At 66.1% G+C, this 13,641-nt stretch carries 11 protein-coding genes; 8 read left to right on the top strand and 3 right to left on the bottom strand.

All coding sequences use genetic code 11. The features are described from left to right. Positions 1-22 precede the first annotated feature (22 nt). The 4 genes from ACP7AG_RS10360 to ACP7AG_RS10345 all read left to right on the top strand — a co-directional run bounded on the left by ACP7AG_RS10360 (position 23) and on the right by ACP7AG_RS10345 (position 7,114). Positions 23-2,311 (top strand): NADP-dependent malic enzyme, encoded by a 2,289-nt coding sequence (locus ACP7AG_RS10360; protein WP_426030747.1) that lies wholly within the window; start codon positions 23-25, stop codon positions 2,309-2,311. 894 nt (positions 2,312-3,205) lie between these two features. Then, positions 3,206-3,769, top strand: a complete 564-nt coding sequence (ahpC, locus tag ACP7AG_RS10355) for an alkyl hydroperoxide reductase subunit C (RefSeq protein WP_426010250.1) — start codon at positions 3,206-3,208, stop codon at positions 3,767-3,769. Between the two features lie 109 nt (positions 3,770-3,878). Further along, positions 3,879-5,483: an alkyl hydroperoxide reductase subunit F gene (ahpF, locus tag ACP7AG_RS10350; protein WP_426030746.1), complete on the top strand. Its 1,605-nt coding sequence runs from the start codon at positions 3,879-3,881 to the stop codon at positions 5,481-5,483. Positions 5,484-5,725: 242 nt separating this feature from the next. Further along, entirely contained in the window at positions 5,726-7,114 is a 1,389-nt protein-coding gene (locus tag ACP7AG_RS10345; protein WP_426030745.1) for an intermediate filament-like cell shape determinant CreS, read from the top strand. A gap of 119 nt (positions 7,115-7,233) precedes the next feature. Here the strand turns inward: ACP7AG_RS10345 and ACP7AG_RS10340 are convergent, their stop codons facing one another. Both ACP7AG_RS10340 and ACP7AG_RS10335 read right to left on the bottom strand, forming a co-directional pair. Beyond that, a complete protein-coding gene (locus ACP7AG_RS10340; protein WP_426030744.1) occupies positions 7,234-7,755 on the bottom strand; it encodes an SRPBCC family protein in 522 nt (173 codons plus the stop codon). A gap of 182 nt (positions 7,756-7,937) precedes the next feature. Next, complete coding sequence (locus ACP7AG_RS10335) at positions 7,938-8,789, bottom strand: glutamate racemase (RefSeq protein WP_426030743.1); 852 nt, start codon at positions 8,787-8,789, stop codon at positions 7,938-7,940. 123 nt (positions 8,790-8,912) lie between these two features. Between ACP7AG_RS10335 and ACP7AG_RS10330 the strand changes: the two genes are divergently transcribed. The 4 genes from ACP7AG_RS10330 to ACP7AG_RS10315 all read left to right on the top strand — a co-directional run bounded on the left by ACP7AG_RS10330 (position 8,913) and on the right by ACP7AG_RS10315 (position 12,373). After that, positions 8,913-11,048: a M3 family metallopeptidase gene (locus tag ACP7AG_RS10330; protein ID WP_426030742.1), complete on the top strand. Its 2,136-nt coding sequence runs from the start codon at positions 8,913-8,915 to the stop codon at positions 11,046-11,048. Positions 11,049-11,187: 139 nt separating this feature from the next. After that, positions 11,188-11,760 (top strand): PadR family transcriptional regulator, encoded by a 573-nt coding sequence (locus ACP7AG_RS10325; RefSeq protein WP_426030741.1) that lies wholly within the window; start codon positions 11,188-11,190, stop codon positions 11,758-11,760. 2 nt (positions 11,761-11,762) lie between these two features. Further along, positions 11,763-12,101, top strand: coding sequence for a DUF2218 domain-containing protein (locus tag ACP7AG_RS10320; RefSeq protein WP_426010241.1), 339 nt, complete (start codon positions 11,763-11,765; stop codon positions 12,099-12,101). A 131-nt stretch (positions 12,102-12,232) separates the two neighbouring features. After that, positions 12,233-12,373, top strand: coding sequence for a hypothetical protein (locus ACP7AG_RS10315; protein ID WP_426030740.1), 141 nt, complete (start codon positions 12,233-12,235; stop codon positions 12,371-12,373). Between the two features lie 139 nt (positions 12,374-12,512). On the opposite strand, the gene ACP7AG_RS10310 is transcribed toward ACP7AG_RS10315, so the two are convergent. Further along, positions 12,513-13,595, bottom strand: a complete 1,083-nt coding sequence (locus tag ACP7AG_RS10310; RefSeq protein WP_426030739.1) for a GNAT family N-acetyltransferase — start codon at positions 13,593-13,595, stop codon at positions 12,513-12,515. Between the last annotated feature and the right edge of the window lie 46 nt (positions 13,596-13,641).

Raw genomic sequence — 13,641 nt, 5'->3', positions numbered from 1 at the left:
GTGCGCAGCGGGACCGGGAAACATGAGCGACAGCGAGAAGAAGACCTTCACCGACGAAGAAGCGCTGAACTTCCACCGCTATCCGACCCCCGGCAAGATCGGCGTCGTCGCCACCAAGCCCATGGCCACCCAGCGCGACCTCAGCCTGGCCTATTCGCCCGGCGTCGCCGTGCCGGTGCTGGCGATCGCCAAGGATCCCGACCTCGCCTACGAATATACCTCCAAGGGCAACCTGGTGGCGGTAATCAGCAACGGCACCGCGATCCTGGGCCTCGGCGACCTGGGCGCCCTGGCCTCCAAGCCGGTGATGGAGGGCAAGAGCGTGCTCTTCAAGCGGTTCGGCGACGTCGACTCCATCGACATCGAGATCACCAGCAAGGACGCCGACGAGATCATCACGGTGATCAAGAACATCGGTGTCACCTTCGGTGGCATCAATCTGGAGGACATCAAGAGCCCCGAATGCTTCCGCATCGAGACCGAGCTGCAGGAGCTGCTCGACATCCCGGTGTTCCACGACGACCAGCACGGCACGGCGATCATCTGCGCCGCCGGCCTGATCAACGCCTGCCACATCACCGGCAAGAACCTGGCCGACATCAAGGTGGTGCTCAACGGCCCCGGCGCGGCCGGCATCGCCTCGATGGAGCTGATCAAGGCCATGGGCGTGCGGCCCGAAAACGTCATCGCCGTCGACAGCAAGGGCGTGCTCTATCGCGGCCGCACCGACGGCATGAACCAGTGGAAGAGCGCCCACGCGGTCGACACTCCGCTGCGCACCCTGGCCGAGGCCGTGGTTGGCGCGGACGTGCTGCTGGGTCTCTCGGCCAAGGGCGCCTTCACGCCGGAGATGATCGCCAGCATGGCCCCCAATCCGGTGATCTTCGCCATGGCCAATCCCGATCCGGAGATCACCCCAGAGGAGGTCCACGCCGTGCGCAAGGACGCCATCATGGGCACCGGCCGCAGCGACTATCCCAATCAGGTCAATAACGTCCTGGGCTTCCCCTACATCTTCCGCGGCGCCCTGGACGTGCGGGCCCGCCGCGTCAATCACGAGATGAAGATCGCCTGCGCCAACGCTCTGGCCATGCTGGCCCGCGAGGACGTGCCCGACGAGGTCGCCGCCGCCTATCACGGCCGCCAGCTGAAGTTCGGACCGCAATATATCATCCCCTCGGCCTTCGACCCGCGGCTGATCTGGTACGTGCCGCCCTTCGTCGCCCAGGCGGCCATGGACACCGGCGTGGCCCGCAAGCCGATCGAGGACATGGACGCCTATCGCGCGGGCCTGGCCCAGCGCCTGGACCCCACCGCCGGCTTCCTGCAGAAAATCAGCGGCGCCGTTTTGTCGAACCCGAAGACGATCGTTTTCGCGGAAGGCGAGGACCCGTCGGTGATCCGCGCCGCCTATGCCTACCAGACCGGCGGCTTCGGCAAGGCCATCCTGTGCGGCCGCGAGAACCTGGTCGAGGACAATATGCGGGTCGTCGGCCTGGACCCGGCCACCGCCGGCCTCGAGATCATCAACGCCCGGCTCAGCGACCGCAATCCGGACTATGTGGACGCTCTCTACAAGCGCCTGCAGCGCCAGGGCTACCTCAAGCGCGACGTCCAGCGGCTGATCAATCAGGACCGCAACAGCTTCGCCGCCTCGATGGTGGTGCTGGGCGAGGCCGACGGCATGGTCACCGGCGTCACCCGCAGCTTCGACCAGGCCCTGGAAGACATCCTGCGCGTCGTCGACCCGGCCCCCGGCGGCCGGATCATGGGCATGTCGGTGGTGCTGGCCAAGGGCCGTACGGTCTTCGTGGCCGACACCAATGTCACCGAGTTGCCCGAGGCCGACGAACTGGTCGAGATCGCCCTGGAAGCCGCCCGCGCCGTCGCCCGCCTGGGCTTCAAGCCGCGCGTGGCCTTCATGAGCTATTCCACCTTCGGCAACCCGATGGGCGAGCGCTCGGAAAAGGTGCGCGAGGCCGTGGCCATGCTCGACGAGATGGACATCGACTTCGAATATGAGGGCGAAATGCCGCCCGAACTGGCGCTCGACCCCGAGCGGCGCGCGAACTACCCGTTCATGCGCCTGACCGACAGCGCCAACATCCTGATCATGCCGGCCATCCACGCGGCCTCGATCTCGACGAAGCTGGTGCAGAGCCTGGGCGGGGCGACCGTGATCGGGCCGGTGCTGTTGGGGTTGAGCAAGCCGGTGCAGATCGCGCCGTTGTCGGCGTCGGTGTCGAAGATTTTGAATATGGCGATGATGGCGGCCTATGAGGCGCCGGGGGATGGGGGCGGGGAGGGGTAGGAGCGCCACCGGTTCAGTTTTCTGAACTTGGTCACAGTCCTTGCATAGGAGCCGCTGATTGGGAGCGTCTTGGGCTCTTGGATCGGGATTTTCCCCTAGCCGCATATGACCAGTTGCCGAAGTTTTCCTAAGCTATCGGGCCCGCCGCTGGGGCGGCCGGCGGGGCGGCCGGCGGGGCGAAGGGGTGGGCTTCCATGCCGTTGGGGCGTCGTAATTAGCCTCTGCTCTCTGGGAGAAAGTTCAAGAAACTAGCCTCCATGCTCTGCGAATAGCCGGTAGACCCTAGCGTTTTCAAGGTACTAGAACTTTTCAATCTAATTGATCCTCCCCCTCCAGATCACCGCCATACTGGTCCTACCCAAGAGCACGGGAAGGGCGCACGTACGGCGACCGAGGCGGCTCTTGGGGGTGGTCGAGCGGGAAGGCTTGTCCGCCGTGTCTTCTTCGGAAGACGCCCCAGGTCGGTTCGGAGCAGGTTCACCCCCGTGGTGACGAAACTCCGGCGCTCGGGGTAGGCGGACAGGCTGGCAGGTGCGGGCTGAAATCGCCCGCACGGTCCGGAAGGGTTAGCCGCCCTTCCGCCCGCCGGGGGCCAACTTCGGAAGCGGGTTAAGACCCCGCGCTCTGATGGCTCCCGTCTGAAGGCCACGCGAGGCGCTCGTCTTCGTCGAAACGGTACATAAAACGCAAAACCTCCGGGCGGAGCCCGGGCGCTTCGCATCCCTCCCATCCCATCGCAGCCTCCGGGCGCGTGAGGGCGAAGCGGCGTCCAAAGTCGCGCACCGGCCGCCGAAGCGAATAGATTATGTCTATCTCCAATGATGAATTAATCGATTAGCCCTATCGCACCCTCCCCTGTATGGGTGGCCTCGCAATTTCCTGCAGGAGCACTCCATGTCCTTGATCAACACGGCCATCAAACCCTTCACCGCCGAAGCCCTGAAGGACGGCAAGTTCATCACCGTCAGCGACGCCGACTTGAAGGGCAAGTGGTCGGTCGTGTTCTTCTATCCCGCCGATTTCACCTTCGTCTGCCCGACCGAACTCGAGGACCTGGCCGACAACTACGCCGAGTTCCAGAAGCTGGGCGTGGAGATCTATTCAGTCTCGACCGACACCCACTTCGCCCACAAGGCCTGGCATGACACCTCGGAAGCCGTGGGCAAGATCGAATACACCATGGTCGGCGACCCGACCGGCACGATCACCCGCAACTTCGACGTGATGATCGAGGAGGTCGGCCTGGCCGATCGCGGCACCTTCGTCGTCGATCCGGACGGCAAGATCCAGATCGTCGAGATCACCGCCGGCGGCATCGGCCGCGACGCCCTCGAACTGCTGCGCAAGGTCAAGGCCGCCCAGTATGTCGCCGCCCACCCGGGCGAAGTTTGCCCCGCCAAGTGGGAAGAGGGCGAAGCCACCCTGAAGCCTTCGCTGGACCTGGTCGGCAAGATCTAGGTTCGCGATCGCGTCACCCCTTTCGCCAGCCCGCGAACGGGGTGACGCACCCTCGTTGAAATTCGCGCCGCATCCTCCCCCGAGGCGACGCCACGCATTGGAGCACGTCATGTTGGACGCCGGTCTCAAGGATCAACTGAAGGCCTATCTGGGCAATCTGCGCCAGCCGATCGAGCTGGTCGCCTCGCTGGGCGAGGGCCAGGGCTCCAAGGACATGCTGGCCCTGCTCGAGGACGTGGCCGCGGCCTCCGACAAGGTCAGCCTGAATCTGGCCGGCGACGACGCTCGCAAGCCGTCCTTCGCCATCGAGCGCGACGCCAAGGATTCCCCCCAAGACAAGGTTGGCGTCCGCTTCGCGGGCCTGCCCCTGGGCCACGAGTTCACCTCGCTGGTGCTCGCTTTGCTGCACGTCGGCGGTCACCCGCCGAAGTTCGACGCCGAGGTGCTGGACCAGGTCCGCGCCCTGGAAGGCCCGTTCCGCTTCGAGACCTATTTCTCGCAGAGCTGCCAGAACTGCCCGGACGTGGTCCAGGCGCTGAACACCATGGCCGCCCTGAACCCCAACATCACCCATGTCGCCATCGACGGAGCGCTCTTCCAGCAAGAAGTCGAAGCGCGCCAGGTCATGGCCGTACCGACGGTGTTGCTGAACGGCCAGCCGTTCGGCCAGGGCCGGATGAGCCTGGAGCAGATCGTGGCCAAGCTCGACACGGGCGCCGTGGCCCGCGAGGCCGAGAAGATCAAGGCCAAGGACGCCTTCGAGGTGCTGATCGTCGGCGGCGGTCCGGCCGGCGCGGCGGCGGCGATCTATGCGGCCCGCAAGGGCATCCGGGTGGGCGTGGCGGCCGAACGCTTCGGCGGCCAGGTGCTCGACACCATGGCCATCGAGAACTTCATCTCGGTGTCGCACACCGAAGGCCCCCGCCTGGTCGCGGGCCTGGAGCAGCACGTCAAGGACTACGACGCCGACATCATGAACCTGCAGAAGGCAGTCGGCCTCGTGCCGGCTCAAACTCCGGGCGGCCTGATCGAGATCAAGCTGGAGAACGGGGCTAGCCTGACCTCGCGCAGCGTGATCCTGGCCACCGGCGCCCGCTGGCGCAATGTCAACGTGCCCGGCGAGGCCGAGTACAAGAACAAGGGCGTGGCCTATTGCCCGCACTGCGACGGCCCGTTGTTCAAGGGCAAGCGCGTGGCGGTGATCGGCGGCGGCAACAGCGGCGTCGAGGCGGCCATCGACCTGGCCGGCATCGTCGCCCACGTGACCCTGATCGAGTTCGACAGCCAGCTGCGGGCCGACGCCGTCCTGCAGCGAAAGCTGGCCAGCCTGCCCAATGTCAAGATCGTCACCTCGGCCATGACCACCGAGATTCACGGCGACGGGACCCGCGTCAGCGGCCTGACCTACAAGGACCGCAACCACGACAGCGCCCATCGCGTCGACCTGGAAGGCGTATTCGTGCAGATCGGCCTGGTGCCCAACACCGAGTGGCTGAAGGACAGCGGCGTGGCGCTGAGCAATCGGGGCGAGATCGAGGTGGACTATCGCGGCGAGACCTCGTTGCCCGGGGTGTTCGCCGCCGGCGACGCGACGACCACGCCCTACAAGCAGATCGTCATCGCCATGGGCGAGGGCAGCAAGTCGGCCCTGTCGGCCTTCGACTACCTGATCCGTCTGGAACCGGCCGTCCCGGCGCAGTCGGCCGCCGCCTAGGGCGAAACGCCCTCATCGTCACGGTTCTGGAAGCCGCCGCGTTCGCCGTTCAAGGCCGACGCGGCGGCTTTCGTCGGTTTGGCGCTGCGGCAATGCGCCTCTCGCCGGACACGCGATCTACGCCTCGACATCAATCTTGGCCCCGGGCATCTTGTTAACGAATGAGCAAATGATTCTGCGCGGCCGACGGGCCGATTCGACGCGATGGGCGTCGTTACGCGGGTCGTTAAAAGGTGGGCAAGATGCGGCTGCTGTCGAAGAACGATCGCAACACCAAGAGCGGCGTCAAGCCGGTGATGCTGGCGACCGAGAACGACCGTCCTGAGTCCACGGAGACGTCCGACCGTCTGATCGAGGCCACCCAGGCGATCGGCGTCCGCTACGAAACCATCCATGGCGGCCTCGACAGCATCAGCCGCGTGGTCGAGCACCTGCGGGCCATCGAGCCCCTGCTCTCTGAAATTCGCGGTCCGGTCGCCGAGGAGTTTGAAGCCCGTCGTAGCGAGCACGCCGAGCTGATCTCGCTGCGCGCAGCCTTCGACACCGCCGCTCGTCAACTGGCCGCCGTCCAGGGCGAGGAGCGCGAGCTCTCCGCGAAGCTGGCCGCCTCCGACGCCGGCCTGGTCGAGTCTGACGCACGACGCCAGGCCCTCGACGTGGCCCTGGAAGACGGGGCGCTCGAGATCGATCGGCTGCGCAACGGCCTGCTGCAGTCCGACCTGAAGGTCGGCGGGCTGGAAGCCGCCCTGCGAGACGCCGCCGCACGCGGCGAGCACCTGGCCCAGGACGTCGACACCCTGCGCCTGCAGACCCAGGACATCGACACCCGTCGCGGCGAGGCCGAATCGGCCCTGGCGCGCTCGAACCAGCAGACCGCCCTGCTGGTCGAGGAGTCTGGCACGCTGAAGAAGCGCCTCGAACAGGCCGGTTCCGACGTGGCCCGCCTGTCGCGCATCGAGACCGAGCTGGAAGGCCAGGTCGCCGCCGAGCGCGCGCGCCTGCTGGCCTCCGACAACGCCCTGACCACCTTCCAGTCCGACAGCGCCCGCACGATCCGTGGCCTTGAGGCCCAGGTCGAGGCCGGCCGCACCGAGGTGTCGGCCCTGCAGACCCGCCTGGAGACCGCCACCGGTCGTGCCGACAAGCTTGAAGAGATGAACGGCCAGATCTCGGCCAAGCTGAACGAAAGCAGCGCCCAGCAGCAGGCCGTCGAGCGCCGGGCCGGCGATCTCAATGTCGCCTTGGAGCGCGCCCTGGAACGGGTTCGCAATCTGGAGGACGAGGTCGAGGACCTGCGCGGCCGTCACGCCGGCGTCGACACCGCCCGCGCCGCCGCCATCGAGCGCGCCGACCAGTTGGCCAAGACCGTCGTCGCCAACGAAAAGGCGCTCAAGCGGGCCGAGGAACGCGCGGCCCAGTTGCGCACCCGCTTCGACGTCATGCAGACCGCCCAGGACGACATCCGTCGCCAGCACGACGACAAGGTCGCCGAAATGCAGACCGAGATCGAGCGCATCCGCTCGGAAGCCGCCTTGGCCGAAGGCGCTCTGGAATCGGCCCGTCGCGACCGTTCGCGTCTGCAGATGGCTCTGCTCGGCGCCACCAGCGACGACCTGGCGGCGGCGGGGTAGTTTTAAGCCCTCCCCCTGTGGGGGAGGCGGCCGAAGGCCGGTGGGGGGATTGGGCGGCGAACGCCCTGCCACTCCCTCCTTCGGTCGCTACGTGATCACCTGCCCCAGAGGGGGAGGATTTATTTTTCCGTCTCTACATAGACCTTGAGCCGGTCGAACTGGTCGCTGAGCACGCGATCGACGGCCGGCGCGATCCTGTCCAGGCCGCCCTTCATGTAGCCGCCGACGTCATAGGTCTGGGTCAGGGTGGTCCTGCCGTCTTGCTCGGACAGGGTCCAATTCAAGTGACCGCTGGCGCCGCTCATCTGCAACGGACCTAGGCCGCCGAACAGCCGCAGGCCCTGGCCGGGCTGGGCATAGACCACGGTCATGTGCACCACCGAGCCGCCATTGGGCAGCTTCTCGCAGAGACAGCCGCCCGACATCGCCGCCATCGACAGATTGGCCGATGAACCCGACCAGGTATGATCCTTGTTCCACCAGGCCGAAGGCTGGGTCAGGGCGGCATAGACCTTGTCGACCGGCGCGTTGATCACAGCCTCGCGCTTGACCTCGAACCCGTTGGGCTGGGAGTCGACGACTTCGCCGTGGGCGCTGGCGGCGGTGAGCGCCAAGGTCGCGGCGATGAGCAGGTGTTTCATGGGGGCGTTCCTGATGTTGGACTGAGGTTGACGCCTCACCCATAAGCGTCAAGTCAGCACTTGCCCCCACCTGACCGCTTCGCGGTCTGTCGCGGCGAGCGGGCGGAGCCTCGGACACTTGGAGCTCTTCCCCTATGGGCGAAGACGACCGCGAAGCGGTCCGTAGGGGGCAAGTCCGTGACCTAAGCCGCCTCGAACCGCAGCGGGCCACCCCAGAAGGTCTGGACCAGCGCATTCTGAGGTCCCGGCTCGCCGGTGGTCAGGAACACCCGGCCGCCGCCCGTCCCAGGGTCCAGCTCCGGATGACGCTCGAAATAACGCTCCAGCGCGTCGGCCGTGGCGGCCGGCTGCTGGATCATCGGGGTGCCAGCCGGCAGGGCGGCGCGGAAGATGTCGGCGATGATCTCGTAATGGGTGCAGCCCAGCACCGCCCGGTCGGGATAGCGCCCGATGCGGGTCTTCAGCGCCTGGACATAGCCCTCTACGGCCTTGGCCAGGTCCACGGCCCCGGCGTCGGCCTCGATCATCGGCACAAGGTCCGGACAAGCCTGCGAGAACACCGCGATGTCTTGCTTGCGTTTGTCGATCTCGATCTCGTAGACGCGAGAATTGGTGGTGCCCTGGGTGGAGAACACCCCCTGCACGTCCAGCTGCTCGACCTTGTCGCCGCGCCGCTCGGCCTCGTGTTCCCAGGGCAGGCCGGTGGCCGCCTCGATGGTCGGCACGATGATTCCCAGCACATTGACCGGCCGGCCCAGCGCCTTGCGATAGCCCGGCAGCCAGGTCTGTTGCAGGCGGCGCAGGGCGATGGCCGAGGCGGTGTTGCAGGCCAGGACGACGACGCTGGCCCCGGCGTCGAACAGGCGCTCGCACCCGGCCCGCGTCAGATTGACGACCTCCTCGCCCGGCCGCCCGCCATAGGGCGCATTGGCCTGGTCGGCCAGATAGATGAAGTCCGCCTGGGGCAGACGGTTCACGAGGGCGCGGTGGACCGTGAGGCCGCCCACGCCGGAGTCGAAGACGCCGATGGACATGGGACGACACTTAGCTTTCGTCGCCGCGCCCGTCCACGGTGGTGAAGGGTCACAGCGGTGTCATGTGACGGCGCTTTTCGCGTGGCCTAGGCTGATCTTCAAACGTTGTCCCGGAGACACCCCTTGAAGCGTCGTTCGTTCCTCGCCGCCGCCAGCGCCACGGTCCTCATGCCCGCCATCAGTGAAGCCGCCGACCCCGCGACCCCAGCCAATCCCCTGCTCGCACCCTGGACGGGTCCGCATGGCGGCGTCCCGCCCTTCGACAAGGTCAAGCCTGATCTGTTCGCCTCGGCCTATGACGTCGCGATGGCCGAGCAGCGCCAGAAGCTCTTTGCCCTGACCGCCAAGCGTTCGGCGCCGAGCTTCGAAAGCATCATCGCCGAATACGAGGATTCCGGGCGGGCAATGAGCCGGGTCAACGGGCTGTTTGGCGTGTTCACCTCGACGATGAACGACGCGGTCATGCAGAAGGTCGAGGCCGCCACCACGCCCAGGCTGGCGGCCTTCACCGACGAGATCATCCAGAACGAACAGCTCTTCGCCCGGATCAAGGCTGTCTACGACGCTCGCGAGACGGCCGGCCTGACGCCCGAGCAGAAGCGCCTGACCTGGGTGACCTACAACAACTTTGCCCGCCAGGGCGCGGCGCTGGATGGCGTCAAGAAGGCCCGGCTGGGCCAGATCAACCAGGCCCTGGCCGGCCTCTACACCAAGTTCAGCCAGAACGAGCTGGCCGACGAGGAAGGCTACAGCCTGGTGCTGGAAAGCCAGGCCGATCTGGTGGGCCTGCCGGACTCGATCCGGGCCGGAGCGGCGGCGGCGGCCGAGGAAAAAGGCCAGAAGGGGAAGTGGCTGATCACCAACACCCGCTCGTCGATGGAGCCGTTCCTGGTCTATTCCGACCGCCGCGACCTGCGTGAGAAGGGCTGGAAGCTGTGGATCTCGCGCGGCGACAATGGCGACGCTCATGACAACAAGGCGGTGATCACCGAAATCCTCAAGCTGCGGGCCGAAAAGGCCCAGCTGCTGGGCTTCCCGAGCTACGCCCACTGGATCACGGCCGACAACATGGCCAAGACCCCGGACGCGGCCATGGACCTGATGACGCAGGTCTGGAAGCCGGCCGTGGCGCGCGTCCATGAAGAAGTGGCCGACATGCAGAAGGTCGCCGCCGCCGAGGGCGCGACCTTCAAAATCGCGCCCTGGGACTATCGCCACTATGCCGAGAAGGTCCGCAAGGCGCGCTATGATCTCGATCAGAACGCGGTGAAGCCCTACCTGCAGCTGGAGAAGCTGCGCGAGGCGATCCACTGGGCGGCCGGTCAACTGTACGGCTTCACCTTCACCCAGATCACCGACGTGCCGGTCTGCCACCCCGACGTCCGCGTCTGGGAGGTTACAGGGAGCGGTCAGCGCGTGGGCCTATGGTACTTCGACCCCTACGCCCGGGCCGGCAAGCAGTCGGGCGCCTGGATGAGCGAATACCGCACCCAGGAGACATTCCGCGGGGTGGTGACGCCGATCGTCTCCAACAACTGCAACTTCGTGAAGGGCCAGCCCGGCGAGCCGGTGCTGATCTCCTGGGACGACGCGGTCACCCTGTTCCACGAGTTCGGCCACGCCCTGCACGGCCTCAACTCGGACGTAAGCTATCCCACCCTGGCCGGCACCAACGTAGCCCGCGACTTCGTCGAGTTCCCCAGTCAGCTCAACGAGCACTGGTTGCCGACCAAGCCGGTGCTGGAGAGGTTCGCCGTGCACTACCAGACCGGCAAGCCGATCCCCGCCGAGCTCGTGGCCAAGATCGAGAAGGCCCACACCTTCAACCAGGGCTTCTCGACCGTCGAATATCTGTCCTCGGCGATCTACGACATGAAGATCCATCTGGCGGCCCAGGGTCAGGTCATCGATCCGGAAGCCTTCGAGACGGCGACGATGGCGCAGATCGGCATGCCGTCGGAGATCGTCATGCGCCACCGACCCACCCACTTTGGCCACATCTTCTCCGGCGACGGCTACTCGGCGGGCTACTACGACTACATCTGGGCCGACACCCTGACCGCCGACGCCGCCGAGGCCTTCGCCGAGGCGCCCGGCGGCTTCTACGACAAGGCCGTCGCCAAGCGTTTGCACGACGACATCATGAGCGTGGGCAACACCCTTGACGCCGGCGAGGCCTTCCGCCGCTTTCGCGGCCGTGACGTGAAGATCGGCGCCCTGATGCGCAATCGCGGCTTCCCGGTTCCGCCGGGAGCCTAGGCTGGTCTACGAATGGGGACATGCGCATGAGCATGTCCCCAGCACCTTCCCGGCATGATCAGATATATCTAAAAGCACTCTTGCCCCAGTCCAATTTCGATATATCTATAACTTCGATGTAACGAAACAGGATCTAAAAATGTTTGGACGTCATCACCATCCCGAAGGCCGCATGGGTCACCATGGGGGCCATCACAGCCGTCATCCGTTCGGCTTCCACGGCCATGAAGGCCATCATCGTCGCGGCGGCCGCATGGGCCGGTTCTTCGACCACGGCGATCTGCGCCTGGTCGTGCTCAAGCTGATCGCCGACAAGCCCAGCCACGGCTACGAACTGATCAAGGCCGTCGAAACCTCGGCCGGCGGCGCCTATACCCCCAGCCCCGGCGTGATCTATCCCACCCTGACCTTGCTGGAAGAGCTGGGCTACGTCACGGCGGCAGACGCCGGCGGTGGCAAGAAGCTCTACACGATCACCGACGAAGGCCAGGCCTTCCTGGAAAGCAATCGCCAGCCCGTGCACGGGCTGTTCGCCCGGATGGCCGAGGCCGCCGCCCAGAGCGCCGCCTTCTCGCCGCAGATCATGCGGGCTCGCGAGAACATCAAGACGGCGCTCCGCCTCAAACTGACCGCCGGCCGGCTGACACCCGAGCAGATCGCCGCAATCGCCAAGGTGCTGGACGACGCGGCCGCCGCCATCGAGGGGGTGTAGCGATGCAGAGCCATGCCCGTCTGAACACCGACAAGGCCGCGCGCTACATGACCCAACTGGCCAAGCACTGGAGCCACAGGTTCGAGGTGGCGTTCGACGCCACCTCGGCCCGGATTCCGCTGCCGGTCGGGACCTGCGTCCTGCTAGCCGAACCCGATGGCTTGAACATCACCGTCGAGGCGCCGCTGCTCGAGAACCTCACGAAACTGGAGGACGTGGTCGCCGACCACTTGCTGCGCTTCGCCTTCCGCGAATCGGTCGAGCGCCTGGCCTGGACCCGCGCCTGGGAAGCTGGGCGAATTGACCCACCCGCCCTACGCGTCAATCACGTCGGTCTCTAAGGCAAAACCCTGGTCACAATGTCGGGATAGCGACGTTTACCCGTGGGACAGGCAGTCAACTGCCCTTGCGTGAACCCATTAACCATCGTTTGCTCGGCGGCAAGTCCCGGCAGAGGACTATGGAGGAAACCATGAGTCATGTGGCTCGCGACGTCGTATTTCGCCCGCGGATGGATGGTCGCCAAGGCCGTCTCCGCTGGCTTTTAGCCATCGCGGCGTTCAACATCGTGCTGTGGAGTGGGCTGATCGCCTTGATCAGCCATACGGCCTAAGGGCGTCGCAGGACGTCGCAGCCTATCGGGACAGCGCTAGAGCATTTCCCGACCTGACTGCGTCAGGCCGTGAGCCCTAACCTTCTGTTTAACGAAGTTTTCTTCACGCGAACCGGAACCACTTCGCTCGAAAAATGCTCTAGCGCAGGCCGCGAAGCACGTCGATCCGCCGCATCGCCTTGCCCGGTAGGGCCGACACCCGGCCCAGCGGCAGGGATTCGGCCATCTCGCGCACGCGATAGGCGGTCTTGCGCGCCAAGGTCGAAACCGACGGGGCGCCCAGGAAGCCGAAAGCCACCATCTGCTGATGGTTAGACAGATCGCGCTTGAAGCGATAATCGCCCGCGCCCAGGTCGAGCCGGCGATAGGGGCTGTGGTCCAGGCTCTTCAGGATGTCTTGAAACAGCAGCAAGCCCGGCGAGTAGCGCTCGAATTTAGGATCGTGGGCGATCAGCCAGCCGTGGATCGTACCGCCGCCGCGCAGGTGGAAATGCGCCGCCGCCAGCTCGTCGCCCAGGTAGAGGGTGTAGAGGCCGCCCCCGAACGCCGGGTCGCGATCCTCGAACAGGGCCTCGATCAGCCGCATGACCCAGGGTGTCTTGAAAAGGTCGGTCTGGCCTGTGGCGGCAAGCTGGGCGCGCTTCCAGGCGATGAGCTGGGTGAAGTCCTCGCGCGATTCCGATAGGGCGGTGAACCGGGCGGCGCCCGTCTCACGCTCGGCCTTGCGACGCTTCTTGTCGATGTCCTTGAGCGCTCCGATCCCCGCCGCCTTGCGCTCGGCCTCGTAGGCGGCGTAGCCGTCGGCGACGTCGATGATCCAGGAGGTGCTTTCGCCTCGTCCCTGCCCACGAAAGGCCGGGTCACCGGCCTGCATGTGGCAAAAGTCGAAGCGGGAAACGCCCATGGCCCGAAGCATGGCGCGCGGATCCGGCCGGAAACCGCCATGGGTCACAAGGGCCTGGTAGTCCGACATCGGCGCCCCGACCGGCATGGCGATGTCGCCACGCTTGCGCACTGGCAGGAAGGCCGCGGGCTGGCCGGCCGTATCATGCTGGATCGCCACTTGGACGCCGCTGTCGGGGCCTTGAGCCCGCGCAACGGCCGAAACCCACTGCGGCGACAGGAACGGGCTGTCGAAACGCGGCTCGGCCGCCTGGGCGGCCGACCAGCGCGCGCTGACCTCCGGCGGCAGTTCCAAGGCGGGGACGACGTCGATCTTCAAGGCAACCTCGATCCGACCTGAACGAGCAGCCGGAATTCTTGGCGAT

Origin of the sequence: Caulobacter sp. DWP3-1-3b2, from assembly GCF_049896325.1 — a bacterium.
In the GTDB taxonomy this organism is placed as follows: Bacteria; Pseudomonadota; Alphaproteobacteria; order Caulobacterales; family Caulobacteraceae; genus Caulobacter.
The sequence above is the reverse complement of the archived record's forward strand: the minus strand, read 5'-3'. Positions and strand labels throughout refer to the sequence as shown.